The following is a 25470-nucleotide window of genomic DNA, read 5'->3' as shown; positions in this document are numbered from 1 at the left end:
ACGCGGCGGACAGGATCCTCCTGGACGGCTCAGGCGCAGCCCGCCAAAGACGGGCCTTCCAACAACGAGGAAGCCTCAAGGACGTGGTCACACTGCTCATGCGGCAAACAGCGCACCCATGACAAGTAGCCCGACCAAGGGCGAATCGAGGGGCCCCGAGTCACATCGGCCACCCCTGCTGGAACCGGCAGCCACCCGATCCGACGGGACTGACAGCTGCCCGATCCAACGAGGACCAGCAACCCGGTCCAACGAAACGCAAAGGGCCCGCCTGAAAACCAGGCGGGCCCCACGCACAAGAACTCACACGGTGAAACCGAGAGCCCTCAACTGCTCCCGCCCATCATCCGTGATCTTCTCCGGACCCCACGGCGGCATCCACACCCAGTTGATCCGGAAGTCGTCCACCAACCCGCCGCCGGGCCCACCGGTCAACGCCGCACGCGTCTGGTCCTCGATCACGTCCGTCAGCGGGCACGCGGCCGACGTCAACGTCATGTCGATGATCGCGATGTTGCCCTCCTCCACCCGGAGGTCGTACACCAGCCCGAGGTCGACCACGTTGATCCCCAGTTCGGGGTCCACCACGTCCCGCATGGCCTCTTCGAGGTCGTCGTACGCGGCGAGGTCCGCCTTGGGAGCGGGCGGTACGGGCAGTCCTTCGACCCCGCGCACCACGTCGGTGTCCTGCTCGCTCATGCCTTTGCTCCTTCACTGCGGGCGACCGCGTCCTTGAATGCCATCCACCCGAGGAGGGCGCACTTCACCCGCGCCGGGTACTTCGAAACGCCCGCGAACGCGATGCCGTCCTCCAGGACGTCCTCGTCGGGTTCCAACGTGCCGCGACTCTGCATCAGCTCGACGAACGCGTCGTACTTCGTGAACGCCTCGCCCACCGTCTTGCCGACGACGAGGTCCGTCAGCACCGACGTGGAGGCCTGGCTGATCGAACAGCCCTGGCCCTCGTAGGACACGTCCGCGACGGTCTCGCCGTCGAGCTTGACCCGCAACGTCACCTCGTCACCGCAGGTCGGGTTGACCTGGAACGACTCGGCGTCGTACGGGTCGCGCAGACCGCGACCGTGCGGGTTCTTGTAGTGGTCCAGGATGATCTCCTGGTACATCTGCTGGAGCTGCATGGTTCATCCCACCCCGAAGAACCGCTGCGCCTCGCGGACGCCGTCCAGCAACGCGGTCACCTCGTCGAGGTCGTTGTAGAGGTAGAAGGTCGCGCGGATCGTGGCCTGCACGCCCAGCGCTCGGTGCAGCGGCCACGCGCAGTGGTGGCCGACGCGGACGGCGATGCCCAGGCTGTCCAGCACCTGGCTCGCGTCGTGCGGGTGGACGCCGTCGATCACGAACGACACCGCGCCGCCGCGGTCCTCGGTGGACGTCGGGCCGACGATCGTGACGCCGGGGATCTCCCCCAGGCCGCGGAGGGCGGCCTCGGTGAGGACGTGCTCGTGCTGCGCGATCCGGTCCATGCCGACCTCGCGCAGGTAGTCGACGGCGGCACCGAGCCCGACGGCCTGCGAGGTCATCGGCACGCCCGCCTCGAACCGCTGGGGCGGCGGGGCGAAGGTGGACTTCGCCATCTGGACCATCTCGATCATCGAGCCGCCGGTGAGGAACGGCGGCAGCGCCTCCAGCAGCTCGCGCTTGCCGTAGAGGACGCCGATCCCGGACGGGGCCAGCATCTTGTGGCCGCTGAACACGGCGAAGTCCACACCGAGGGCGTGGAAGTCGACCGGGCCGTGCGGCACGGACTGGCAGGCGTCCAGCACGGTGAGCGCGCCGACCTTCCGAGCCGCCGCGACGAGGTCGGCCACCGGGTTGACGGTGCCGAGCACGTTGGACTGGTGGGTGAACGCGACGACCTTGGTCCTCGGGTTCACCAGTTCGTCCACGGTGGACAGGTCGAGCCTGCCCTCCGGGGTCACGCCGAACCAGCGGAGCGTCGCACCGGTGCGCAGGCAGAGCTGCTGCCACGGCACCAGGTTCGCGTGGTGCTCCATCTCGGTGATGACGACCTCGTCGCCGGGGCCGAGCAGGAACCGCTGCGCCTCCGGGCCGGAGATCGCGGCGTTGCCCATCGCGTAGGCGACGAGGTTGATGCCCTCGGTGGCGTTCTTGGTGAACACCAGTTCGTCGGCGGACGCGCCGACGAAGTCGGCGATCCGGGCGCGGGCGCTCTCGTAGGCGTCCGTCGCCTCCTCGGCGAGCTGGTGCGCGCCGCGGTGCACGGCCGCGTTCGACGTCTCCAGGAAACGCCGTTCGGCGTCGAGCACCTGGGTAGGCCGTTGTGAGGTGGCGCCGGAGTCCAGGTAGACCAGCCTTTTGCCTTCACGAACGGTACGCGCCAGGATCGGGAAGTCCTCGCGCAATGCGACGACGTCCAGCGGAGTGGCTGTGGTGGTCACTGGTCCGACGCCTCCTCTCATACGGGTCCTACAGGTGCAACAAACTCAGACCTTGGCTGCTTCCGCGCTGCCGGTGTACTTCACGTAACCCTCGTTCTCCAGCACGTCGGCCAGCTCAGGGCCGCCGGACTCGACGATGCGGCCGTTCGCGAACACGTGCACGAAGTCGGGCGAGATGTACTTGAGGATCCGGGTGTAGTGCGTGATCAGCATGACGCCGACCTCACCGGAGGCCTTGTAGCGGTTGACGCCCTCGGACACGACGCGCAGCGCGTCGACGTCCAGGCCCGAGTCGGTCTCGTCCAGGATCGCGATCTTCGGCTGGAGCAGGCCCAGCTGGAGGATCTCGTGGCGCTTCTTCTCGCCGCCGGAGAAGCCCTCGTTGACGCTGCGCTCGGCGAAGGCCGGGTCGATGTCCAGTTCGGACATCGCGCCCTTGACCTCCTTGACCCAGTGGCGCAGGTTCGGGGCCTCGCCGCGGACGGCGGTGGCGGCGGTGCGGAGGAAGTTCGACATCGAGACGCCGGGGACCTCGACCGGGTACTGCATCGCGAGGAAGAGACCCGCGCGGGCCCGCTCGTCGACGCTCATCTCCAGCACGTCCTCGCCGTCCAGCGTCACGGAACCGGAGGTCACCGTGTACTTGGGGTGGCCCGCGACGGCGTAGGACAGGGTGGACTTGCCGGAGCCGTTGGGCCCCATGATGGCGTGCGTCTCGCCCGCCTTGATCGTCAGGTCGACGCCCTTGAGGATCTCCTTGGGCGCTTCGTCGGTGACGACCGTGACGTGCAGGTCCTTGATCTCAAGCGTGGCCATGCTGCTGTTCTCCTGTGGTGGATCAGGTTTGGGGGACGGCGACGTACACGTCGCCGTCGCGTACTTCGACGGAGTAGACGTCGACGGGCTCGCTGGCGGGCGGCGAGGACGGCTCACCGGTGACGAGGTCGAAGCGGGAACCGTGCAGCCAGCACTCGATCCCCTGCTTCGTCACCTCGCCCTCGCTCAGCGACACCGCCGCGTGCGAGCACACGTCCTGCAGTGCGTGCACCCGCTCCCCGTCGCGGACGACGACGACGGGGTTGCCGTCGGCGTCGACCGCGAGCGGTTTGCGGTCGTCCAGTTCGGACAGTGCACACACCCTGATCACGCGCCGACTGCTTCCAACTCGGCCTCGATCGCCGCTTCGAGGCGCTCGCGCACCTCGGGGACGGTGATCTTCAGCAGGATCTCGTGGAAGAAGCCGCGCACGACGAGGCGCCGGGCCTGGTCCTCCGGGATTCCCCTGGCCTGCAAGTAGAACAGCTGCTCGTCGTCGAAGCGGCCCGTGGCGCTCGCGTGGCCCGCGCTGACGATCTCGCCGGTCTCGATCTCCAGGTTCGGCACCGAGTCGGCGCGGGCGCCGTCGGTGAGGACCAGGTTCCGGTTCAGCTCGTAGGTCTCGGTGCCCTCGGCCGCCGCGCGGATCAGCACGTCGCCGATCCACACCGTGTGCGCGCCCTCGCCCTGCAACGCGCCCTTGTAGACGACGTTGCTGCGGCAGTTCGACACCGCGTGGTCGATGAACGTGCGGTGTTCGAGGTGCTGGCCGTGGTCGGCGAAGTACAGGCCGTTCAGCTCCGCGTCGCCGCCCTTGCCCGTGTACGTCACGGTCGGGGTGAGGCGGACGACGTCGCCGCCCAGCGTGATCGCCGTGTGCCGGAAGGTCGCGTCGCGGCCGAGCGAGGCGTGGTGCGAGGAGACGTGCACCGCGTCGTCGGCCCAGTCCTGGACCGAGATGACGGTGAGGTGCGAGCCGTCGCCGACCACGAACTCGATGTTGTCCGCGTACGCGCCCGAGCCGCGGTGGTCGATCACCACGACGGCCTTGGAGAACAGCTCCGTGCGGATCTGGAGGTGCCCGTAGGCGACCTGCCCGACACCGGCGCCGGTCACGGTCACCAGCGTCGGGTCGGCGATCTCCGCGTTCTTGCCGACGGTGAGCAGCGTGCCGTCGGTGAACGACGACCACGCCTGCGCGGCGATCCGGTCGCTGGGGGTGCCCGCGACACCGAGCCGCGCGTCGCCGCGCAGGACGGTCTCGACGGTGACGCCCTCGGCGGCCGTGACCTCGACCGTGGCGGAACCCGTCGCGGCGGCGCCGTCGTGCAGGTTGGCGAGCCGCTTCATCGGGGTGAAGCGCCAGATCTCCTCGCGACCGCCGGGCACCTCGAAGGCGTCGACGTCGAACGAGGAGAAGTGGTCCGCCCGCGACGACACCGGGATCGCTGCCCCGGCGCCGTGCGAGTGGTCGGACAGGCCGTGCTGGGCCTCTGTTGACACGGCCATGTCAGCCGACGGCCCCTTCCATCTGAAGTTCGATCAGGCGGTTCAGCTCCAGCGCGTACTCCATGGGCAGCTCGCGCGCGATGGGCTCGACGAACCCGCGCACGATCATGGCCATGGCCTCGTCCTCGGTGAGGCCGCGCGACATCAGGTAGAACAGCTGCTCGGCGGACACCTTCGAGACCGTGGCCTCGTGGCCCATCTGCACGTCGTCCTCGCGGACGTCGACGTAGGGGTAGGTGTCCGAGCGGCTGATGTTGTCGACCAGCAGCGCGTCGCACTTCACCGTGGACTTCGAGTGGTGCGCCCGCTTGTTGATCTGCACCAGGCCGCGGTAGGAGGTGCGGCCACCGCCGCGCGCCACCGACTTCGACACGATCGTCGAGGAGGTGTGCGGCGCCATGTGGACCATCTTCGCGCCGGCGTCCTGGTGCTGGCCCTCGCCCGCGAACGCGATCGACAGGACCTCGCCGTGGGCGTGCTCGCCCATGAGGAAGACCGCCGGGTACTTCATGGTCACCTTGGAACCGATGTTGCCGTCGATCCACTCCATGGTCGCGCCCTCTTCGGCCTTGGCGCGCTTGGTGACCAGGTTGTAGACGTTGTTCGACCAGTTCTGGATCGTCGTGTAGCGGCAGCGGCCGCCCTTCTTCACGATGATCTCGACCACGGCCGAGTGCAGCGAGTCCGAGGAGTAGATCGGCGCCGTGCAGCCCTCGACGTAGTGCACGTAGGCACCCTCGTCGACGATGATCAGCGTCCGCTCGAACTGGCCCATGTTCTCCGTGTTGATCCGGAAGTAGGCCTGGAGGGGGATGTCCACCTTGACGCCCTTGGGGACGTAGATGAACGAGCCGCCGGACCACACCGCGGAGTTCAGCGCGGAGAACTTGTTGTCACCCGAGGGGATGACCGAGCCGAAGTACTCCTGGAAGAGCTCCGGGTGCTCCTTGAGCGCGGTGTCGGTGTCCTTGAAGATGACGCCCTGCGCTTCCAGGTCCTCGCGGATCTGGTGGTAGACGACCTCGGACTCGTACTGCGCGGCGACACCGGCCACGAGGCGCTGCTTCTCCGCCTCGGGGATGCCCAGCCGGTCGTACGTGTTCTTGATGTCCTCGGGCAGGTCCTCCCAGGAGGTCGCCTGCTTCTCGGTCGAGCGCACGAAGTACTTGATCGAGTCGAAGTTGATGCCGGAGAGGTCGGAACCCCACGTCGGCATCGGCTTCTTCTCGAACAGGCGCAGCCCCTTCAGGCGGTGCTCCAGCATCCACGCCGGCTCACTCTTCTTCGCCGAGATGTCCCTGACGACGTCCTCGTTCAGGCCTCGGCGTGCGCTCGTACCAGCAGCGTCTGAGTCGGACCAGCCGAACTCGTAGTTGCCGATACTCGCCAGGGTCTCTTCCTGGCTGAGCGGCTCAGACTGCACCGTGGTGGGCGTGCGCTGCTCGGCAGCGGCAGTCATGCGGGCTCCCCTCCATCTGGGGTCTTTGCGGTGTTCGGGATGTGCGTGGTGCACACGGCGTCGCCGCGTGCGATCGTCGCCAGTCGCTGGACGTGGGACCCGAGGAGGTCGGCGAACATCGCCGTCTCGGTCTCGCACAGCTGTGGGAACTCGGCAGCCACGTGGGCGACCGGGCAGTGGTGCTGGCACAACTGCTCACCCGCGCCCACGTTGCGCGTCGAGGCAGCGTATCCCTCCCTGCTCAGCGCGCTCGCAAGGGCCTTGGCCCTCTCGACCGGGCTGGGGAGCGACACGATCGCGGCGCGGTGCCGGTCGACCAGTGCGGTCATCCGGCGTTCCGCGAAGGCCCGTACCGCCTCTTCCCCGCCCTGTTCGGCGAGGAACCGCAGAGCGGCCACGGCGAGGTCGTCGTAGGCGTGCCCGAAGCGGGCCCGTCCCGTCTCGGTCAGCAGGAAGAGCTTCGCCGGGCGGCCACGACCGCGCTGGCCGCTCCGGGGTGCTTCCCTGCTGGTCGCCTCGCCGTCGGCGACGAGGGCGTCGATGTGCCTGCGCACCGCCGTGGGGCTGAGTCCGAGCACCTCGGCGACAGCCGCCGCGGTGACCGGGCCCTGCTCCAGCAGCAGCCTGGCGACGCCCCGCCTGGTCCGCCCGTCGTGCCCGGGGGGCGCGAAGGGTGCTTCGACACCGCCTGTGGAGGCGGGCGAATCGGTCCCGGCGTATTTCACAACACCAGTGTTGCTTATTTCGTCGGCGCTCGCAAAGATCCGCCCCGGCCGGGTGACCCGAGTCACCCGTCTTCGCTGCTCGCTACCCTCTCGACGTGGCGGCAGGCGGAGTGGGGACGAGTGCAGACGTGACGGCGACCGAACCCGGCTCGCTCGACGCGGTCGAACGCAGGCAGCTCGACGTGATCCGCCGCTGGGGGACGGTCGGCGCCCTGCTCCTGGTCGTCGGCTCGCTGGGCGCGGGAGCGGCCCCGGTCTTCAGCCCCCTGCCCGGCACCCCGGTTCTCGGCCTGTTCGTGCGGATGCCCAGCGTCGCGATCGGCCTGGTCTGGACCGGCGTGTTCATGATCGTGTCCGCGTGGCTGTGGCTGGGCAGGTTCGTCCGCCCCGGACGGGTCAGGCTCGCCACGCGCAGCCAGCTCGACCGCACGCTGCTCATGTGGACGATGCCGCTGGTGTTCGCGCTCCCCATGTTCAGCCGCGACGTCTACAGCTACCTGGCGCAGAGCGAGATCGCCGCGCGCGGCCAGGACCCGTACGAGTTCGGCCCCGCCACGGCGCTGGGCGTGGAACACCCGCTGACGATGAACGTGCCGAACATCTGGCGCGAGACCCCCGCCCCGTACGGCCCGCTGTTCCTGGCCGGGGGCCGGGTCATCGCGATGATGACCGGCGACCACGTCCTGCCGGGCGTGTTCCTGCACCGGCTGCTGGCGCTGGTGGGCCTGGCGATGATCGTGTGGGCGCTGCCCAGGCTCGCCCGCCGCTTCGGCGTGCCGCCGGTGGGCGCGATCTGGCTGGGCGCCCTGAACCCTCTGGTGCTCTTCCACATCGTGATCGGCGTCCACAACGACGGCCTCGCGATCGGCCTCATGCTCGTCGGCCTGGAGCTGGCGATGCGGAGGATGCCGGTCCTGGCGCGCGGCGCGACACCCCCGCCCGTGACCCGCGAGGAACTGCTGTGGATCACGCTCGGGGCGACCATGATCGTGATGGGCGCCATGGTGAAGATCCCCGCGATGCTCGCGCTCGGCTTCCTCGGCGTGATGTTCGCGCGCAGGCTCGGCGGCCGGTTCGGCGACCTCGTGCGCTCGGCCGCGATCCTGGCCGTGATCGCGGCGGCGATCACCGCGCTCGTCTGCCTGGGCACCGGCTACGGCTTCGGCTGGACGTCCACGCTCAACGTGGCCACGACGGTGAAGAGCTGGATGTCACCGCCGACCGCGCTCGGCTACCTGGCGGGCGGACTGGGCATCACTCTGTCGCTGGGCAACCACACCGAGGCGACCATCGCGCTGGCGAGGATCCTCGGGCAGGCCGTGTCGGTGGCGATCGTGGGCACGCTGCTGTGGAAGAGCTTCCGGGGGCGCATCAAGGCGGCCAACGGGCTGGGTGCGGGATTGGGCGCGGTGCTCGTGCTGGGGCCGGTGCTCCAGCCGTGGTACGTCCTGTGGGCGGCGCTGCCGTTGGCCACCGCGGTGGTGGCGAAGAGGTTCCGGACGTTCGCGATGACGACGAGCGCGTTCATCGCGATCATCCTGCCGCCCACGGGGTCGACGTTCGACGGGCGTGCCTATGTGGTGCCGCAGGCGGTCACGGGGGCGGTGGTGACGTTCGTGCTGTGCGTGCTGGTGGCTCGCAAGCAGCTGTACCCGCTGATGCGCCGGGATCCGTTGCCGCCGGGCAACGATTACCGCTGAGTGTCGAGTACTGCACACCGAGTGCTGGGGCTGGGCCTGTGAGTGCGCCGGACCGTGGGGCTGTCCCCCCGGTGCGCGAGTGTCGTCACGGCCACACGGCTTGCGCGGGTCCGCTTGGGGCAGGTCAGGCGGCTTTTGCTGTGGCCGGTCGGCTTGTGCAGGTGCGCTTTGACGGTGGGCGGTCGGTTTAGGCCGGTCCGATTGGTGGCGGTCAACCAGCCAAGGCCGTTCCGCTCGGCAGCGGCCAACCGGCTCAGCTCGGTCCTCACGGCGATGATCAGTCGGTTCGTGTCGGGCCGCTCAGCCGTGGTGGCCGGCTTGGGCTGGGCCGAACTTCACGGCGATGGGCTGCTTGCTCGGGTCGCTTCCACAGCAGATCGTCATGGACATCGTAGACAGTATTCTGGATTCGTGGATGTGATGCAGCAGAGCGGAGTGAGCGCTGAGCGGGTCCTGGTCGTTCGCCGGCACGCCAACCGCGCGGGGTCCGACGGTCTCGGAACCCCCGAACCGCCACCCGGTTCGTATCTTCCGGTTCCAATCCGCCGCTCCCCGTTTGCCGGCAAGATCGCCCCGTCGTGGTGGTCCGATGGAGGAGTTCCACATGGCCGAGGTGCCGCAGGAGCAGATCCGGTTCGCCGTGGTGCTCAACGGTGGGGTCAGTCTCGCTGTCTGGATGGGCGGCGTGGTGCTCGAACTGGACCGCCTCACCCGGCGGGGCACGACCTACCAGCACCTCCTCCAGATGGTGGGCTGCACCGCGAGGGCCGATGTCATCACCGGGACCTCCGCGGGCGGCATCAACGGTGCGGCCCTGGCGATGTCGCAGGTCAGCCACAACGCGGACCTGACCCGGTTGCGGGACCTCTGGGCCGAGCAAGGCCGCATGGAGCAACTGCTCCGCACGCCCTTCCAGGGCCAGCCGGTGTCGCTGCTGCGCGGCGACGAGTTCTTCCTGCCCCGCCTCCAGGAGATGCTCGACCGGCTCACCACCGACTTCTCCCCCACCCGGCCCGAGGACCGCCCGGTCGACCTGCGCATCACGACCACGCTGCTGGGCGGCGTCCCGAAGGTCTCCTACGACGACCTCGGCCAGCCCCTGGTGCAGGTCGCGGACCAGGGCAGCTTCTCCTTCCGCCGCGACGCCTACGACTGGGCGACCCCGTCGGACGAGACGACGGGCCGCGACGACTTCGCCGCCGAGGACCTGCCGCGACGGGTCCTCCAGATGGCGCTGGCGGCACGGTCGTCCGCGTCGTTCCCGATCGCGTTCGAGCCCTCGTTCATCCCCGTCAACGGCCAGGGCACCCCGTCGAAGCCCGACATGGGCGACGTGGCGTCGTGGGCGAAGCACAGCGACGCCGACCGGTCGCGCTTCGCCGTGGACGGCGGTGTCCTGGTGAACACGCCGACCCGCGAGGCGCTGGAGGCCATCGACCGGATGCCCGCGAACGGGCCGGTGCGGCGGGTGATGCTGCTGGTGTTCCCGCACGCCGAGACCGAGAGCGCCGAGCCGCCCGCGCACCAGCGCCGGGAGGTGCCGAGCACGGTCAGCACCGCCGTGCGGGTGCAGGGCGCGTGGTCGGGGCAGGGCAGCCGGACGTACGTGGAGAAGATCGAGGAGCACAACCGGCTGGCGGCGTCCCGGCGCGGTGGCCGCAACTCGCTGCTGGAGCGGCTCGCGGGTGGGCTGGCGAACAACCACAAGGCGCCGACGACCGTCGCGGAGAAGGCCTACGAGCTGGCGAGCACGCTGCACGAGCACTACGAGGACGTGCGGATCCGGCTGGCGGCGCGCGACGTCACCACCCGGCAGTTCGCCGTGACGGGGTCGAACGCGGCGGGCTGGTCGTTCGAACGGGTGCGCGCGGCGGCCGAGTCGGCGCAGCGGGAGTGGCGCGCGCGGCACGGGACGCTGCCCTACGTGCCGTCCCAGCAGCTCCCGTCGACGCTGGCCGCGACCGGGTGGCTGTGGGGCGTGACGATGGCGGACTCGCTGGCGTCGTCGGCGATGGACCTGCTCAAGCGGATGGTCTGGGTCGTGCCGGACACCCACGAGGGGCCGTTGCGCGGCGCGTGCGTGCTGGTCGCGGAGTCGCGGACCCGGCTGCACCGGGTGCGGGCGACGCTGCGGCAGCTCCGCGAGAAGGTCGACGTGACGTGGACGGGCGCGAACTCCGGGACGCTGGACCAGGCGTACTGGAGCGAACGGCTCGGCGTGTACGACCAGCGCATGACGTTCGGCGAGACCGGGTCGATCGGTGCTGACGTGCGGGCGACCGTCATCGAGATCGGGACGCTGGTCGACGAGGCGCAGAAGATCCTCACGCTGCTCGACGACACCGACCGGGTGGCGCTGGGCGGGCTGGCGCCGTGGCGGGCGCTGCTGACCACCGAGCTGACGCCGCGCGAGGCGCGGGCCGGGATGGTCGCGGGCCCGGAGGTGTGGCTGTCGCGGCTGATGGCGCTGGAGATCTCGACGACGTGCCTGGCCGACGACTCGCGCGGCGGCGTGGACCAGGCCGTGGAGCTGGTGCAGATCAGCCTCCAGACGCGCAACGCGTTCGCCACCAGGAGCACCACCGCCGACGACAAGGCGGGCGGGGCGTCGCTGAGCCGGTTCTCCGGGTTCCTCAAGCGCTCCTGGCGGGTCAACGACTGGATCTGGGGCAGGCTCGACGGCGCCACGATGCTCTGCAAGGTGATCTTCGACCCGCAGCGGCTGCGCCGCATGGACCTGCTGACCGCCTCGGAGGCCGACCGGCGCGGGGACGCGGGGCGGGCGCGGCAGCGGGCCTACGACCAGGTCGACGACCTGGTGGACGAGCTGTTCGGCGGGTCGACGCCGGAGTTGGCGCGCGCGGTGGCCGCGGCGAAGGAGGAACTCGCCGGGATCTACGCCGAGGACGTCCGGGAGGGCGACCTGCCGCCCACGGCGGGCGCGCTCGCGGAGCTGGCGGCGTGGGGCCTGCACGTGCGGATCATCTGCGAGGAGCTGCCCGCGCTGCGCGCGGCGATCCTGGCCGACCGCAAGGACGGCGGCGACCCGCGGTCGCGCGGCGAGCTGTTCCTGGAGGAGCAGGCGTCGCTGCTGGAGCGGCTGAGCGCGCCGGTGGACTTCGACACGCCGTCCACGCGGGCCCGCAGCACCGCGCTCGGGCTCCGGGCGCTGCGCGCGTTCGACGAGGCGGGCATCGGGCGCGAGCCGATCTCGCAGGAGGCGGGCAGCGACCAGATGATCCGCACGGCCGCCACCGCGGCGGCGGTGGCGGTGACCGTCGCGGACAGCAAGAACTCCGGGCTCGCCGCGCTGAAGCCGGTGACCAGGGTCGTGCGCGGGGCGGCGCTGCTGCCGTACTGGACGATCACCGGGCTCACCAGGGGCGGGAAGCTGGCGCAGTTCCTGGGGTCGCTCGGGTTCGCCGTCGGTGGCGCGCTGCTCGTGCTGGCGCTGTTCAACCTGCTGCCGAACTGGGCCGTCGGGCCGGCCGCGGCGCTGGGCGGCGGCACGCTGATGGCGGCCTTCGGGTACTCCGCGCTGCGGTCCGGCACGCTCCTGCACGGGCTGGTGCTGCTCTCACCGGTGATCCCGCTGGGGGTCATCGCGATCGACCGGACGCGGGCGGCGCTGAACTCCGGCGAGACCGGCGAGGAGGCCGCCACCGGCATGGTCGCCGTGGGCGGTGTGGCGCTGGTCGTGCTGGCGCTGCTGGTGATCGGCAGCCTGCCCGCGCCCATCCGCACGCCGTTCGCCGTGCTCAAGGACCGGCGCACCTACAAGAGGATCGGCAAGGTCGTGTGGCGGGTGGCCGCCGTGGCCGCCGTCGGCCTGGCCGTGTGGGCCGTGGTCCGCTACGAGCTGTACGACCTGGCCCTGCTGACGTCGCCGTTCGTCGTGGTCGTCGCCGCGGCGGCCGTCGCCGTCGGCGCCGCGTGCGCGACGACCGGCGGCCGGTCGTTGCAGCGGTGGCGCAAGCGGAACGGCCGGTGGGACACCGAGAACGCCGAGGCGCCCGCCGCCGCGACCGCGGGCTGGGCGGTCGTCTACGGCATCTGCTTCCTGCTGGTGGCCGTGGTGCTGCTGCTCGGCCGGATCCGCTTCCTCGGCTGGGAGTCGGTGCTCGCGACCTCGCTGGTGTTCGGCCTGGTCCTGGTGCTGGTGACGAGCTGGTGGGTGCCGATGCGGGCCCGGCGCGCGATCGTGCGGACGCTGGTGCGGCAGGCCGACCCGGCCCGCGACCGCACGGACGTCGCGGACGCGCTGCTGGTGAAGCTGGAGAACCACGCGCTGCTGTACCGGTTCCTGGTGGACCGGCGGGAGGACGGCGGGCTGGTGCTCAAGCCCGCCGCCCTGCGCGTGGTCGACGCCATCCGGGTCCAGGCGGCCCGGACGACGCGGTCGGCTCAGGCCGCCAGTTCGGCGACCGGCGGCGTGAGCGCCGGGAGCCCCAGCACCCCGGCGTAGATGCCCTCGAACCTGTCGAGCGTGCCGCCGATGGCGTGGCGCGCGATCAGCTCGCTGCTGGCCGCGCCCATGCGGGCGGTGACCGACGGGTCGGCCAGCACGCCGTGCAGCCGGTCGGCCAGGCCGCGGACGTCGCCGGGCTGGAACAGCCAGCCGTTGCGGCCGGGGCGGACCAGGTGCGGCAGCGCCATCGCGTCCGCCGCGACGACCGGCTTGCCCGCGGCCATCGCCTCCATCGTCGCGAGGCTCTGGAGTTCGGCGACACCGGGCATGCAGAACACGTCGGCGTTCGCGTAGGCGTCCAGGAGGGCCTCCTCGTCGACGAACCCGCGGAACCGCACCCGGTCGGTGATGCCCAGGTGGGCGGTGAGCAGCTCCCACTCGGCGCGGCACGAGCCGTCGCCGACGATCTCGGCGTGCAGCCTCGGCACGAGCGCCAGCGCCCGCAGCAGCTCGTCGACCCGCTTCTCCTCGTCGAGCCTGCCGACGAACAGCACGGTCTGGTGGCCGTCGGCGCGGGTGGCCGCCCGCGACCGGTAGCGGTCGATGTCGATGCCGCACGACACCGGCACGGCGCTGTTCGGGAACCCCTTCTCGTGCAGCAGTTCCACGGCGCGCGGCGTCGGCGCGGTCACCGCGTCGGCCACCGAGTAGACCCTGCTCAGGTCCTTCCACGCCCAGCGCGACGCGGCGGACTGGAGCCGGCGGGGGACGTGGGCGTGGCCGAACAGGTTCTCCGGCATGAAGTGGTTCGTCGCCACCGTCGGGATGCCGCGCTCGGCGGCTTGGCGCAGCACCTGGCGACCGATCACGAAGTGCGCCTGGACGTGCACGAGATCGGGTCGGAGCTGGTCGAGCAGGTCGCTGACGTCGCCCTTCACCTCCCACGGCAGGCACACCCGGAAGCCCCGGTAGAACGGTGTGCGGCGCGACCGCAGGCGGTGCACGGTGATGCCGTCGGCGATCTCGGTCCTGGCCGGACCCACCGGGTCGGCGCAGATGACGTGCACGTCGTGCCCTCGCCCGGCGAGGCCGACCGACAGGCGGTGGGCGAAGCGAGCGGCGCCGTTGACGTCCGGGGGGAAGGTTTCCGCCGCGATGACGATCCGCTGTGCGCGACCGTTGCTCACGAGCTTCTCCGATCTGGTGGGTGGTGTTTCTCGACGGGCGAGCACGCAGACGCCGCCGACGGCGAGCGCGGCGCACACGATCTGGGCCAGGGCGGTCCACCCGGTCGTGCGGGCGGACTCCCCCAGCAGCCCGGCCCCGATGCCGACGGCGACCAGCGGGTCGACGACGGTGAGGCAGGCGACGGTGAGGTGGGCGGGGCCGCCCGCGTAGGCGTGCTGGATGAACCAGCCGCCGACGAGCAGCGAGACGACGATGCCGAGCACGGAGCCCGCGGACGCGAGGTCGAACGCGCCCTGCTGGACGTCCTGGGAGACGGCCCGCATGAGCACGGACACGTAGCCGTAGGCCACGCCGCCCGCGACGCCGAAGGACAGCGCCCGCAGGTGCGGGCGTCCGCTGAGCACGCCCAGCAGGGCGGGTAGCGCCATCAGGCCGAGCACGAGCAGCCCGGCGGTCAGCTCGGCCTCGGGCGCGACCTGCGTCGCCGTGGCGCTGCCCGCGGCGAGCAGCACGAACGCGCCGACGCCGAACGTGGTGAGCGCGACCGCGGGCAGCGCCTCGCGGCGGCCGTCCAGCAGCGCGGTCATGCCGATCGCCAGCACCCCGACGGGCTGCACGACGGTCAGCGGTGCCATGCCGAGCGCCACGGCGTGCACCCCGGCGCCCGCCACGAGCAGGAGCAGCCCGCCGAGCCAGCGGGGACGGCGCAGCAGCTCGGAGATCCGGGGTCCGCCGCCGCCCTGCTCGACGGCGCTGTGCTGGAGGCGGGCGGCGACGGCGAAGAACGCGGCACCCACGACGGCCAGCAGGATCGCGATGCCGGTCACGCGGTCACCTCCCCCGTGCGCCCCCGCGGCGCGGTGTCCCGCCAGAGCGCGGCGGCGAGTGCGAACAGCAGGCCGTAGAGGACGGCGAACAGGATTCGTTCGGCCAACCCCAGCAGCACCGCGCCATCTCCCGGAAAAACAACCGGGACGTGGCTGAGCATGAATAGAAAGCTGGTGATACCACTGGCCAACGAAAGGCGACGGACGGTGGTACTGGGGATGAATCTCCGGGAAATGAGCAAACCCGCCAGCGGCAGGCTCACGAACATCACCGCGCCCGCGTATCGGTGCACGGCGCCGGACATCGTCGTCGGGGTTCCGGTCGGGTCGGTCGGGAACACGGTGGCCACGGTCAAGCCCGCCGCCCACAGGCCCACCAGCACGGTGATCGGCCCACGACGCGGCAGACCCGCCCCGAACAGGGCGATCAGCAGCACGACGGAACCGGCGGCGAGCGACAGCGCCGTCACCGCGAGCAGCCCGGTCCCGTTGTCGACGAAGATGTAGTCGCTGATCGTGCGGCTGATGGGACTAATCTGGCCCGCCGACGCCACGTGCAGGTAAACAATCGGGAACAACGACAGGACGAGGCTCGCAACAGCGAGTGGTGCGAGCACCGCCCGCCCTTTTGCCTGAATCTCGGCCATGTCGAAATCTTGGCCTATTAATGTTTAGGCAGGTAGGGGGGAATTCCCCGATGCGACCCTGACGCCACCCCGAGGCCCTTGGTGGGGCTGACCCCACCACCGGGTGACGGGTGGCACGCCCTAGGCTTCCCGGTCGTGACCACCCAGTCCGTGACCTCAGCCGTCGAAGTGTCGGGACTGGTCAAGCGGTACGGCACGACGCTCGCGGTGGACGGGCTCGACCTCACGCTCCCGACCGGGACGGTGCTGGCGCTGCTCGGCCCCAACGGGGCGGGCAAGACGTCGACCGTCGAGGTGTGCGAGGGCTTCCGCACCGCCGACGGGGGCACCGTGCGCGTGCTCGGCCTCGACCCCAGGACGCAGGGCGACCGGCTGCGGCCCCGCATCGGCGTGATGCCGCAGGGCGGCGGCGGCTATCCGGGCGTCCGCGCCGACGAGCTGCTGAACCTCATCGCGACCTGCTCGGCCAACCCGCTCGACCCGGCGTGGCTGCTCGACGTCCTCGGGCTCACCGGGGCGGTGCGCACCCCGTACAAGCGCCTCTCCGGTGGCCAGCAGCAGCGCCTGTCGCTCGCGTGCGCGCTCGTCGGCCGTCCGGAGCTGGTGTTCCTCGACGAGCCCACGGCGGGCATGGACCCGCAGGCGCGGCGGCTGGTGTGGGAGCTGATCTCCGCTCTGCGGCGCGACGGCGTGAGCGTCCTGCTCACCACGCACCTCATCGACGAGGCCGAGGAACTGGCCGACCACGTCGTGATCGTCGACTCCGGCCGCGTCGTCGCCCAGGGCAGCCCCCGCGAGCTGACCGCCGACGAACCCGACGACCAGCAGCTCCGCTTCCGCACCCGCGCCGGCCTCGACACCGCCCTGCTCATGGCCGCGCTGCCGGAGGGTCTGAAGGTGCGCGAACCCACAGGTGGGAGTTATGTGGTGGAGGGGCGCATCGACCCTCAGGTCGTCTCGACCGTCACCTCGTGGTGCGCCCAGCAGGGTGTGCTCGCCGAGGAGCTGATGGTCGCGAAGCGCAGCCTCGAAGACGTGTTCATCGAACTGACCGGCCGGGAACTCCGCTCATGACCCGGACAAGCGCGATCGGAGACACGGTGACGTCGTCGGCCAGGTTCACCCCCGGCACGTTCACCCCCGCCCCTGGGCGCGGGAAGCTGGGCAGGATGTTCCTCGCCCAGTCGCGCGTGGAGATGCTGCTGACGCTGCGGCACGGCGAGCAGGTCCTGCTCACCGTGATCATCCCGGTGGCGCTGCTGGTCGCCCTCTCGCTGATGACCGCGATCCCGCTGCCGGAACCCAGGGTGGGTTCGGCCGTCTCGCGCGTGTTCGCGCTCGCGATCCTCTCGTCGGCGTTCACGGGGCAGGCCATCGCGCTGGGGTTCGACCGGCGGTACGGGGTGCTCAAGCGGTTGGCGTCGGCGTTGCCGCGGTGGCTGCTGGTCGGTGGTCGGGTGACGGCGGCGCTGGCGGTGGTGGCCGTGCAGGTCGTGATCCTGGGTGGGACCGCGCTGGTGCTGGGGTGGCGGCCACCGGTCGGCGGGCTGGTGTGGGCCGTGCTGCTGATCGTGCTGGGGACGTTGACGTTCGGCGCGCTGGGTGTGCTGCTCGGTGGGGCGCTGCGGGCGGAGATCGTGTTGGCGCTGGCGAACATCGTGTGGTTCCTGCTGCTGCTGATCGGTGGGGTGGCGTTGGGGGTGGAGTCGTTGCCCTCCGGGGTCGCGGCCGTGGTGCAGTTGCTGCCGTCGGCCGCGCTGGCGGAGGGGTTGCACGCCGCCGTGGTGGACGGGAGCGGCCCGGGGGTCGGGCCCGTCGCGGTGCTGGTGGTGTGGGGGGTCGTCGCTGCCGGGGTGGCTTCGCGGACCACCAAGCTGGACTGAGTCGCGGGGAGCGGTCGCCGACGTCGTGGGTGCGGCTCGGGTCCGCGGTAGGGGTCGAACCCGCGGGTGGAACCGGCCGCGCGTCGCGTCCCACCTGGTCAGGCCCGTGGTCCACCGGCCCTTCGCCTGCTGGTCGTGAGACCGGGGTCACTGTGTTTGCGCTGGTGGCCCGGTTGTTCGGTTCTCAGGTGCGGCGTCCTACCATCGACGGGTGTCTGTTCCCGGCTGGTTCACCGATCGTCTCCTGTCCCTCCAGCGCGCGATCGCCGTTGCCCTGGTCGTCGCTCAGGGCGGTATCGCCGTCACGGGGTCGATCGTGCGGGTCACCGGCTCCGGGCTGGGGTGTCCGACGTGGCCGCAGTGCGTGGCGGGGAGCCTGACGCCTGTCGCCCACCCTGAGATCGGGCCGCTGCACCAGTGGGTCGAGTTCGGGAACCGGACGTTGACCGGCGTGGTCGGGATCATCGCCGGGTTGATCGTGGTGGCTGCCTGGTTGGGGCGGCCTCGGCGGCGGCGGGTCCTGGTGCTGGCGCTGATCCAGCTCGGTGGGGTCGCGTTGCAGGCCGTCATCGGTGGGATCACCGTCCTCACCGGACTGCTGTGGTGGACCGTGTCGGTGCACTTCCTGGTGTCCATGGGGCTCGTGTGGTTGGCCGTGCTGCTGCACCGGTCGCTGGCCGAGGGTGATGAGCCGTCGGAACCGCTGCTGCCCAAGGCTTTGCTGCACCTCCAGGTCGTGCAGGCCGCGGTGCTGGGGTTCCTGCTGCTGGCAGGCACGTTCGTGACCGCCGCCGGGCCGCACGCGGGTGACGCGGACACCCCTCGGCTCGACCTGCCGGTGGACGCGCTGGCCCAGGGGCACGCGGACCTGCTGTTCCTGTTCCTCGGCATGGTGGCCGCTCTCGGGTTCGCGGTGCACGCGTTCTCGCGGGACGCGGTGCTGCGCCGTCGCTACTGGGTGCTGGTGGGCGTCACGCTCGCGCAGGGGGTGCTGGGCATGGTGCAGTACTGGACCGGTGTGCCCGAGGTGCTGGTGTCGGTGCACGTGCTGGGCGCCGGGGCCGTCGTGGTCGCGACGGCGGCGCTGTGGGTCGCGAGCCGGTCTCGCGGGCCGGTGCCGACCGAGGTGGGTCCGACGTCGCACGAGCGCCTCGAAAGCCTGTCTGACCAGCCCGTTTAGGGGACTCTAGGGTTTGTCCGCTCGCGGGTGGAACCCACGGTCGGCTGATGGGTCCGGCCAAGAAGATCGTCTCCGTGCGCGCCAGGGGCGCCGCTGGAGCGCGTGTTCCCGCGCGTCGCCGGGTGCGGGGAGCCGCACGTGCTCGCCCTCGCGCCGCTGCCGGCGACCGCCGTGGACGAGCGGCCGCCCGCACGAGCGTCACGGACAGGTCGGTGGCGACCATCGAGACCGTGTTCGGCGTCGACCCGATCGCGGCGCTGGTGCGGGAACTGCTGGGCGAGCCGGTCGAGCACCCGCCCTCGGTGCTCGTGGAGGGCGGGCGCGCCGCGGCGTCGCCGGCGGTGATCCCGACGGGCGCGGGCGGCACGCCGTGGGGGACGAACCCGCGGTGGCTGCCGAACGCCGTCGACCGGACCTCGATCCTGTCCCCCGGCACCACGGTGCGGAAGGTCGGGGCGTTCGCGATGCCCTCGGGAGCGACGGTGCCCGACTACGACCCGTCGGGTGGTTCGCGGAACCGGCTCGGGGTGTTCGTGGTGCGCGCCGACGACGCCGAGACGCCGCGCCGGGACTGCGAGGCCGTGCCGAACCGCCTGGGGGCGGCGGTCACCTGGGCGGCGCGGGGCGGCGTTCCCAGAGCGGGGGCAGCTCGTCGGCGAGCCAGGTGTAGAGCTGGTCCACGGTGCGCAGCCGGTGGGCGCGCTGCGGGTCGCCGCTGAGCAGCCGCATCCCCGACTCGGTCAGGTCGCGCACGCTGACCAGCGCGTCCAGCCTGCGCTGCACCATGTCGGCCCAGCGCTTCTCGTCGACGCGGTACTCCGCGGCCTGCCGCCCCCTGCGGGTGCGCTTGGTGACGAGCCCGGCGTTGACCAGGAACTTGAGGTTGGTGCTGATCGAACCGCTGCTGGCCTCCAGCTCCTGGGCGAGTTCGGCGGCCGTGCGCTCGACGGGTTCGCACACCAGCAGGTAGCCGAGGATGCGGCCGCCGATGAGCGGGATGCCCTCCTCGGCGAAGTGCGCCGCCACCCGCTCGACCCAGGCGGAGAGGCGGGTTTCCCGTCCGGCGCTCACGAGGACTCCTTGGTTTCGGTCGACACTGAAGCCATAGTAGGCCATTTATGGATTCTGGCAAGAGAACCGCAGAATTGCGGAAGAATTCACTGAATCACCGGGATTGAACACGCGAAAGAATGAATGCGGGTCAAGGTTGCGCCGCAACATCCCGATGAACAGCCGACCACGCCCCGAGCACGACCGACGACAGAAGCCGGACGATGAACCTCCTCCACAACCAGGCCATTCCCGTCGACCACGGCGGAGCGGTCGTCGACGTCGTCGCGGACATCCGGCCCGCCGGACCGGACGTCGTCCTCCTGCTGCACGGCCTGAGCTGCACCAAGGAGAGTTTCGCGGGCATCACGGACTCCCCCGCGCTGGCCCACCTCACGACGTGCGCGATCGACCTGCCCGGCCACGGGCGCACCGCGCCGCTGCGGTCGGGCGCGCACACCCTGGAGGCCTACGCGGACGTGGTCAGCCGCGTCGTCGTCCGGCTGGCCCCGCGCAGGCTGCACGTGGTCGGGCACAGCCTGGGCGGCGCGGTCGGGCTCATCGCGGCCCAGGGCGCCACCAGCCTGGTCACCTACACCAGCGTCGAGGGCAACCTGGTCGGCGAGGACGCGGGCCTGGTCAGCAGGCAGATCGCCGAGCTGGACCTGGAGGACTTCGCGGTCAACGAGTTCCACCGGTTCGTCGACTCGCTGCGGACGGCGCCCGAGGCCGACCTGCGGGCGTGGGGCGAGTGGACGGCGACGTGCGCGCCCGCCGCCGTCCACGAGAGCTCCCGGTCGCTGGTCGAGTGGTCGGACAGCGGGAAGCTGCTCGACTGGTACCGGGCCCTGCCGCGCGCGGCCTACCTCTACGGCGCGCTGGGCGACCGGACCCGTCACCCCGTTCCGCTGCTCGACGAATCGACCACGGTGGCCATTCCCGAATCCGGCCACTTCCCGATGGTCGACAATCCCGCCGCGCTGTACTCCGCGTTGGCCGCGATCATCGGCTGACGGCTCACGCGAGGGCGAGCACCACCAGCACCGCGATCAGGATCCCCACCACGAGGTCAGTTCTCGTCGACGAGCCCGACATGGCGCTCCACCCGGTCGAGCCGCTCGATCAGCGGGGCGAGTTCGCGGCGCAGGGCGGCGGCCACGTCGGGCGGACCTCCCGCGCTCGCGGGCTGGGCCCGCAGGTGGACGTAGCCCGCGAGCGCCGCGACGACGGCCGCGCGGGCGGTCCGCAGGTCGACGCCCGCGGCCCGCAGGGCCTGGCCGCCGACACCGTCGGGTTCGGCGAGCAGGCCGAGCAGCAGGTGCTCGCAGCCGACGTAGTTGTGGCCGAGGGTGAGCGCCTCGGTGACGGTCAGCTCCAGCGCGTTCGCGGCGTGGCCGCCGAACCGCTCCGGGACGTTCCCGCCGTCGGTGGGCTCGCGGCGGGCCAGCTCGCGGGCCACGCGGTCCGGGGCGACCTCGACGGCGCGCAGCACGTGCAGGGCGAGGTTCGTGCCCTCGGCGAGCACGCCGTGCAGCAGGTGCTCGGTGCCGACGTGCGGGGCGCCCAGCGTTCGCGCCCGTTCGACGGCGAGCCCGATGACGTCGCGGGTGCGCTGGGTGAAGCGCGAGAGCTGGAGCGCGGACGCGCCGGACGCCACGTCGTCGAGGACGGCGGCCCTGATGGCCGTCACCCGCTTCACCGACTCCTCCAGCGCCCGCTGGCAGACCGCCGACACCGGCACGCCGGACTCCTTGACCGCCTCGGCCAGCTCGTCGGGCAGGTAGACGTTGATCTTCGGCATGAACCCCTCCTCAATCTGTAACCCCATGAATACCCCCATGTGGGGTTAGAGGTCAAGGAGGGCGGCACGAGACCGGGTCAGGACGACGGGGGTTCACCGCGGCGCGGTGGGGATCAGAGCTTGCGGAGGCCGCTGAGCACGCGTTCCATCAGGCCGAGGTCGGGGATGTCACCGTCGACCGCGGCGGTCGCGTGGACGTCGAGCAGACCGCGTTCGGCCATGTCGCCGAGCAGCACCTTGGCCACGCCGAGCGGGATGCCGAGCAGGGAGGCGACCTCGGCGACGGAGCGCGGCCCCTCGCAGAGGGCCATCACGTCCTGGTACTCGGCCTTGATCGGACCCGCGTACAGCTCCTCGCCGACGCTGACCATGGTCTCGATCTCCAGCTGGAAATCGGACGTCGTGCGGCCGCCGGTCCAGGAGTAGGGCCGGACGATCCCCGCGGTCTCCTCCACCTCGTCCGCGGGCGCCTGCACCGGCTGGACCGGCAGGCTGATCTTCTGGGCGGCGGGCTGGTCGCGCTTGCCCTTGCGGCCCTTGCGCGAGCCGCCCGCGAGCGTGATCCCGTTGAGCAGGTCCGCGAACGTCTGGTCCGAGTCCGATCCGGTCATAACGGCATCACGCGGACATCCTCGTCGCTCCGTGCAGCTCCGCACGGAGTTCCGGCGTGAGCAGCTGGCCTACCTGGTCGACGACGACGGTCATCTCGTAGGCGACCTGGCCGACGTCGCTGTCCGGCGCGGCGAGCACCGCGAGGCACGACCCGTCGCGGACCGACATCAGCAGCATGATGCCGTGCTGCATCTCGACGACCGAGCGGAGCACCCCGCCGCCGTCGAAGAAGTTCGCCGCGCTCTGGGCGAGGCTGGTGACGCCCGCCGCGATGGCGCAGAGCTGGTCGGCGCGCTGGCCCGGCAGGCCGGAGGACGCCGTGAGCAGCAAGCCGTCCACGGAGATCACGACGGCGTGCGCGACCCCCGGAACGCGCTCGGTGAAGTTGGTGATCAACCAGCCGAACTGGTCCACCTGGCGAGACCGCGATGAGGTCATGGGTTCTCCTGTGCGGGACGGTGATCGCCGGAATCCCTCACACCTTGCCGGATTCCGGTCTGGTAGCTCGAGAGGAAGCCGCGTGTCGCGTTCGGATCCCGCCGTACGGGTGCGACGCCCTCGGGGCCAGGGCGTCCGGCCACGAGGTTGCCCCTCGGCCGGCGCTTCGGCAACTCGACCTCGGAGCCCGCCGCCGGGGCCGCGTCGGGCGCGACGCCGTCCGGCCGGGGAGCGGGAGCGGCCTGGTCGTCGAGGCGGTGCCGCGGTGCCTCGCCGGTGGGCAGCTCGCCCTTGAACCAGACGGACCTCGTGGTGGCCGCCGGGTCGGTGTCGTCGACGGCCATGCCGCGGAACGAGGACCACTCGCCGTCGTCGTTCTTCGCGGCAGGCGCGGGCCGGACCCCGTTGCCGGCGGGCACGACCCCGTTGGTGGCCGGCGCGACCCCGTTGGTGGCCGGCGCGACCCCGTTGCCGGCGGGCCTCGGCCGCGCGGACGGGACCACCGGGGCCCGGCGTTCGACGGGGGGTGGGGCGTCGACCACGGTGGGCGCGGCGTCGCGGGGCGTGCGGACCAGGTCCGGTGGCACGCCGACGACGGCGCGCAGCCCGTCGCGGTGCGGGCCCTGGTCGGCCAGCGTCACCTCGATCTGGTGCCGGGCGGCGAGCCTGGCGATGACGAAGTGGCCCATCTGCCGGGTCGCGGGCAGCTCGTCGGCGTCGACCGAGCGCAGGCGGACGTTCGCCGCCTCCAGGTCGGCGGGCGACATGCCGACGCCCTCGTCGATCACGTCGATCACGACGCCGCCGCCGTTGCGCGGCCGTCCGACGATCATGACGTGGCTGCGGGGCGGTGAGAACGCGGTGGCGTTGTCCAGCAGCTCCGCGATGAGCCGCACGAGGTCGCTCGCGGCGTAGCCGACGACCTCGACCTGCGGCGTCGTCTGCACGACGACCCGCTGGTAGTGCTCGATCTCCGACGCCGCCGCGCGCAGCACGTCGGCCAGCGGGATCGGCTTGCTGAACCGGCGCGTCACGTCCGTGCCGGAGAGGACCATCAGGTTCTCGTTGTTGCGCCGCATCCGGGTGGCGAGGTGGTCGAGCTTGAAGAGGTTCGCGAGCTGCTGCGGGTTCTCCTCCTTGCGCTCCAGCTCCTCCATCAGCCGCAGCTGCCGCTCGACGAGGCCCTGGCTGCGGCGCGACAGGTTGACGAAGGTGTTGCGCAGGCCGCCGCGCAGCCTGGCCTGTTCGACGGCGGAGCCGACGGCCTGCTGGTGCACCGCGTCGAACGCGCGGGCGAGCTGGCCGAACTCCTCGGTCGTGTGCACGGCCACCGGCTCGATGACGACCTCGCTCGCGCCCTCCTCGCGCAGGTCGGAGACGAGCTCGGGGAGCTGGTGCTGGGCGACGTGCAGCGCGGTGCGGCGCAGGGTCAGCAGCGAGCGGATCATGTTGTTGCCGAAGACGACGCCGACGCCGACGGCGGCCAGCAGCGAGGCCAGCAGGATCGTCGAGATGAGGCCCGCCTGGTCGCTCGTCTCGTCCTGGAGCGTCGCGACGGTGTCCGCCAGCTCGCCCTCCAGGCCGACGAGCACCTTGTTCACGAGCGCGTCGGTGGCGCGGGAGGCGGTCACCCACTCCCCGGCGGGCACCTTCGACTCCAGCGACGGCGGGTCCGGTTCGTCCGCGGTGGCGACGGTGGTGAGGGCGTCCTGCACCATCCGGTCGCGGGCCAGGACGTCGCGGCCGGTCACGGTCTGCGTCCGCAGGTCCCGCTGCTCCGCCGTCGCGAGCGCGGCGAAGTCGCTGATCCGGTCCAGGTAGCGCAGCCGCGACTGGTCCAGCGCGACGACCTCGGAGTCGAGGACCCGGCCGCGGCTCACGGCCGAGAGCAGCACCGCGTGCTGGAGCGACAGCTGCTCGCCCGCCATCTGGAGGTGGTGCAGCGCGCCGCCGGTGCTCGCGAGCGCCGCGTCGCCGAACTCGTTGATCAGCGCCTGGTCGAAGTCGAGCATCGAGCGCAGGACGGTCGTGTAGGCGATCACGGAGACCGACACGTCCGAGCCCGCGTCGATGGACTGCCGGAGCTGCGGCATCCCGTTGACCTGGGTGGTGACCTCGGCGAACCGGGAGGACGCGACGTCGCCGAGCGAGGTGGCGGGGTCCTGGGCCAGCCCGCGGACGACCTCGAACGCGCGGGTCGTGACGGCGCCGCGCTCGTGGAAGGCGTTCGCCTCCGGTGGCGTGCCGTCGACGCGGCCTGCCTGGTGGGCCCGCTCGTCCTGGACCGCGGTGATCAGCGGGGTCAGCGCGGAACGCAGCGTGACCAGCTTGCCGATGGCGGCGTAGGAGTCGGCGCGCACGACGTAGCCGCGGATCTGGAGGACGCCGGTGCCGACGGCGACCGCCACCGGGACCAGCAGCACCGCCGCGACCTTGACGGGGAGTCTCCAATTGCGCCAGTCCACGACGGTGGCCCACCGCCATCGAACACGGTTCTGCGCAGTCACCGGATGGACCCCAAGGTCGGTAGTCGGGCGATCACCGTGCGGGTTGGGCGCGGTTAGCCGTTCGAAATCGTTGTTGTCATTCAGCAGTGGGTCGTGATTCACGGCGGCGATGTCGTCGGACGATGGTAGGCGAGGGTCAGGTCCCCGACAACGACCAACGCGCAAGATTGTCACCGAATGGCCTAACGGGGAGCGGACCGGCCGGTGCGGACCTGGCCGATCGGGCAACGCAACCTGGGCCATCCGGTTGACTCCACGGCTCCCCCAGCTACGCTGTGCGCCGCCGGCTACCGGTCGTCG

Annotated in this window: 21 protein-coding genes; 6 read left to right on the top strand and 15 right to left on the bottom strand. The window is 71.4% G+C overall.

Features of this window, described 5'->3' with window-relative positions; all coding sequences use genetic code 11:
- Positions 1-303: 303 nt before the first annotated feature.
- From VFZ92_RS10860 to VFZ92_RS10825, 8 genes are read right to left on the bottom strand one after another with little or no spacing between them, the layout of a single operon-like run.
- The gene (locus VFZ92_RS10860) at positions 304-699 is read right to left on the bottom strand and encodes a metal-sulfur cluster assembly factor (protein WP_330875717.1); all 396 of its coding nucleotides are present in this window, start codon (positions 697-699) and stop codon (positions 304-306) included.
- Positions 696-1139 carry a Fe-S cluster assembly sulfur transfer protein SufU gene (gene sufU, locus VFZ92_RS10855; RefSeq protein ID WP_330875716.1) on the bottom strand — a complete coding sequence of 148 codons (444 nt, stop codon included), beginning with the start codon at positions 1137-1139 and terminating at the stop codon, positions 696-698. The genes VFZ92_RS10860 and sufU overlap by 4 nt, the downstream gene beginning before the upstream one ends.
- Before the next feature lie 3 nt (positions 1140-1142).
- On the bottom strand, positions 1143-2420 hold the full coding sequence (locus VFZ92_RS10850) for a cysteine desulfurase (protein ID WP_330875715.1): 1278 nt from the start codon (positions 2418-2420) through the stop codon (positions 1143-1145).
- A gap of 45 nt (positions 2421-2465) precedes the next feature.
- Positions 2466-3236 (bottom strand): Fe-S cluster assembly ATPase SufC, encoded by a 771-nt coding sequence (sufC, locus tag VFZ92_RS10845; RefSeq protein ID WP_330875714.1) that lies wholly within the window; start codon positions 3234-3236, stop codon positions 2466-2468.
- Positions 3237-3258: 22 nt separating this feature from the next.
- Positions 3259-3567, bottom strand: a complete 309-nt coding sequence (locus VFZ92_RS10840; protein ID WP_330875713.1) for a non-heme iron oxygenase ferredoxin subunit — start codon at positions 3565-3567, stop codon at positions 3259-3261.
- Positions 3564-4745 (bottom strand): Fe-S cluster assembly protein SufD, encoded by a 1182-nt coding sequence (sufD, locus tag VFZ92_RS10835; protein ID WP_330875712.1) that lies wholly within the window; start codon positions 4743-4745, stop codon positions 3564-3566. The genes VFZ92_RS10840 and sufD overlap by 4 nt, the downstream gene beginning before the upstream one ends.
- 1 nt (position 4746) lies before the next feature.
- Positions 4747-6204, bottom strand: coding sequence for a Fe-S cluster assembly protein SufB (sufB, locus tag VFZ92_RS10830; RefSeq protein ID WP_330875711.1), 1458 nt, complete (start codon positions 6202-6204; stop codon positions 4747-4749).
- Positions 6201-6929 carry a metalloregulator ArsR/SmtB family transcription factor gene (locus VFZ92_RS10825; protein ID WP_330875710.1) on the bottom strand — a complete coding sequence of 243 codons (729 nt, stop codon included), beginning with the start codon at positions 6927-6929 and terminating at the stop codon, positions 6201-6203. Before VFZ92_RS10825 ends, sufB begins: the two co-directional genes overlap by 4 nt.
- Before the next feature lie 128 nt (positions 6930-7057).
- Here VFZ92_RS10825 and mptB point away from each other — a divergent pair, with 128 nt between their 5' ends.
- The gene (gene mptB, locus VFZ92_RS10820) at positions 7058-8629 is read left to right on the top strand and encodes a polyprenol phosphomannose-dependent alpha 1,6 mannosyltransferase MptB (protein WP_330875709.1); all 1572 of its coding nucleotides are present in this window, start codon (positions 7058-7060) and stop codon (positions 8627-8629) included.
- A gap of 589 nt (positions 8630-9218) precedes the next feature.
- Positions 9219-13094 (top strand): patatin-like protein, encoded by a 3876-nt coding sequence (locus VFZ92_RS10815; RefSeq protein ID WP_330875708.1) that lies wholly within the window; start codon positions 9219-9221, stop codon positions 13092-13094.
- On the opposite strand, the gene VFZ92_RS10810 is transcribed toward VFZ92_RS10815, so the two are convergent.
- The gene (locus VFZ92_RS10810) at positions 13034-15052 is read right to left on the bottom strand and encodes a glycosyltransferase (RefSeq protein WP_330875707.1); all 2019 of its coding nucleotides are present in this window, start codon (positions 15050-15052) and stop codon (positions 13034-13036) included. The genes VFZ92_RS10815 and VFZ92_RS10810 overlap by 61 nt on opposite strands.
- Positions 15049-15699 carry a DUF998 domain-containing protein gene (locus VFZ92_RS10805; protein ID WP_330875706.1) on the bottom strand — a complete coding sequence of 217 codons (651 nt, stop codon included), beginning with the start codon at positions 15697-15699 and terminating at the stop codon, positions 15049-15051. The genes VFZ92_RS10810 and VFZ92_RS10805 overlap by 4 nt, the downstream gene beginning before the upstream one ends.
- 135 nt (positions 15700-15834) lie before the next feature.
- On the opposite strand from VFZ92_RS10805, the gene VFZ92_RS10800 reads away from it, so the two are divergent.
- The 3 genes from VFZ92_RS10800 (at position 15835) to VFZ92_RS10790 (ending at position 18762) form a co-directional block, all read left to right on the top strand.
- Positions 15835-16773: an ABC transporter ATP-binding protein gene (locus tag VFZ92_RS10800; protein ID WP_330875705.1), complete on the top strand. Its 939-nt coding sequence runs from the start codon at positions 15835-15837 to the stop codon at positions 16771-16773.
- Positions 16770-17582: an ABC transporter permease gene (locus tag VFZ92_RS10795; protein ID WP_330875704.1), complete on the top strand. Its 813-nt coding sequence runs from the start codon at positions 16770-16772 to the stop codon at positions 17580-17582. Before VFZ92_RS10800 ends, VFZ92_RS10795 begins: the two co-directional genes overlap by 4 nt.
- 211 nt (positions 17583-17793) lie before the next feature.
- Positions 17794-18762: a COX15/CtaA family protein gene (locus tag VFZ92_RS10790; RefSeq protein WP_330875703.1), complete on the top strand. Its 969-nt coding sequence runs from the start codon at positions 17794-17796 to the stop codon at positions 18760-18762.
- Positions 18763-19368: 606 nt separating this feature from the next.
- Here the strand turns inward: VFZ92_RS10790 and VFZ92_RS10785 are convergent.
- Entirely contained in the window at positions 19369-19833 is a 465-nt protein-coding gene (locus VFZ92_RS10785) for a helix-turn-helix domain-containing protein (RefSeq protein ID WP_330875702.1), read from the bottom strand.
- 203 nt (positions 19834-20036) lie between these two features.
- Between VFZ92_RS10785 and VFZ92_RS10780 the strand changes: the two genes are divergently transcribed.
- Positions 20037-20825: an alpha/beta fold hydrolase gene (locus VFZ92_RS10780; RefSeq protein ID WP_330875701.1), complete on the top strand. Its 789-nt coding sequence runs from the start codon at positions 20037-20039 to the stop codon at positions 20823-20825.
- A 56-nt stretch (positions 20826-20881) separates the two neighbouring features.
- On the opposite strand, the gene VFZ92_RS10775 is transcribed toward VFZ92_RS10780, so the two are convergent.
- From VFZ92_RS10775 to VFZ92_RS10760, 4 genes are all read right to left on the bottom strand, one after another.
- The gene (locus tag VFZ92_RS10775) at positions 20882-21613 is read right to left on the bottom strand and encodes a Clp protease N-terminal domain-containing protein (protein WP_330875700.1); all 732 of its coding nucleotides are present in this window, start codon (positions 21611-21613) and stop codon (positions 20882-20884) included.
- Positions 21614-21726: 113 nt separating this feature from the next.
- The gene (locus tag VFZ92_RS10770) at positions 21727-22224 is read right to left on the bottom strand and encodes a DUF742 domain-containing protein (protein ID WP_330875699.1); all 498 of its coding nucleotides are present in this window, start codon (positions 22222-22224) and stop codon (positions 21727-21729) included.
- Between the two features lie 7 nt (positions 22225-22231).
- Complete coding sequence (locus tag VFZ92_RS10765) at positions 22232-22663, bottom strand: roadblock/LC7 domain-containing protein (protein ID WP_330875698.1); 432 nt, start codon at positions 22661-22663, stop codon at positions 22232-22234.
- Positions 22660-25128, bottom strand: a complete 2469-nt coding sequence (locus tag VFZ92_RS10760; RefSeq protein ID WP_330875697.1) for a nitrate- and nitrite sensing domain-containing protein — start codon at positions 25126-25128, stop codon at positions 22660-22662. The genes VFZ92_RS10765 and VFZ92_RS10760 overlap by 4 nt, the downstream gene beginning before the upstream one ends.
- Positions 25129-25470: the final 342 nt, after the last annotated feature.

It is taken from the genome of Umezawaea sp. (genome assembly GCF_036375055.1).
In the GTDB taxonomy this organism is placed as follows: domain Bacteria; phylum Actinomycetota; class Actinomycetes; order Mycobacteriales; family Pseudonocardiaceae; genus Umezawaea.
Note: the sequence above shows the minus strand (reverse complement) of the source record. Positions and strands in the feature narration are given on the sequence as shown.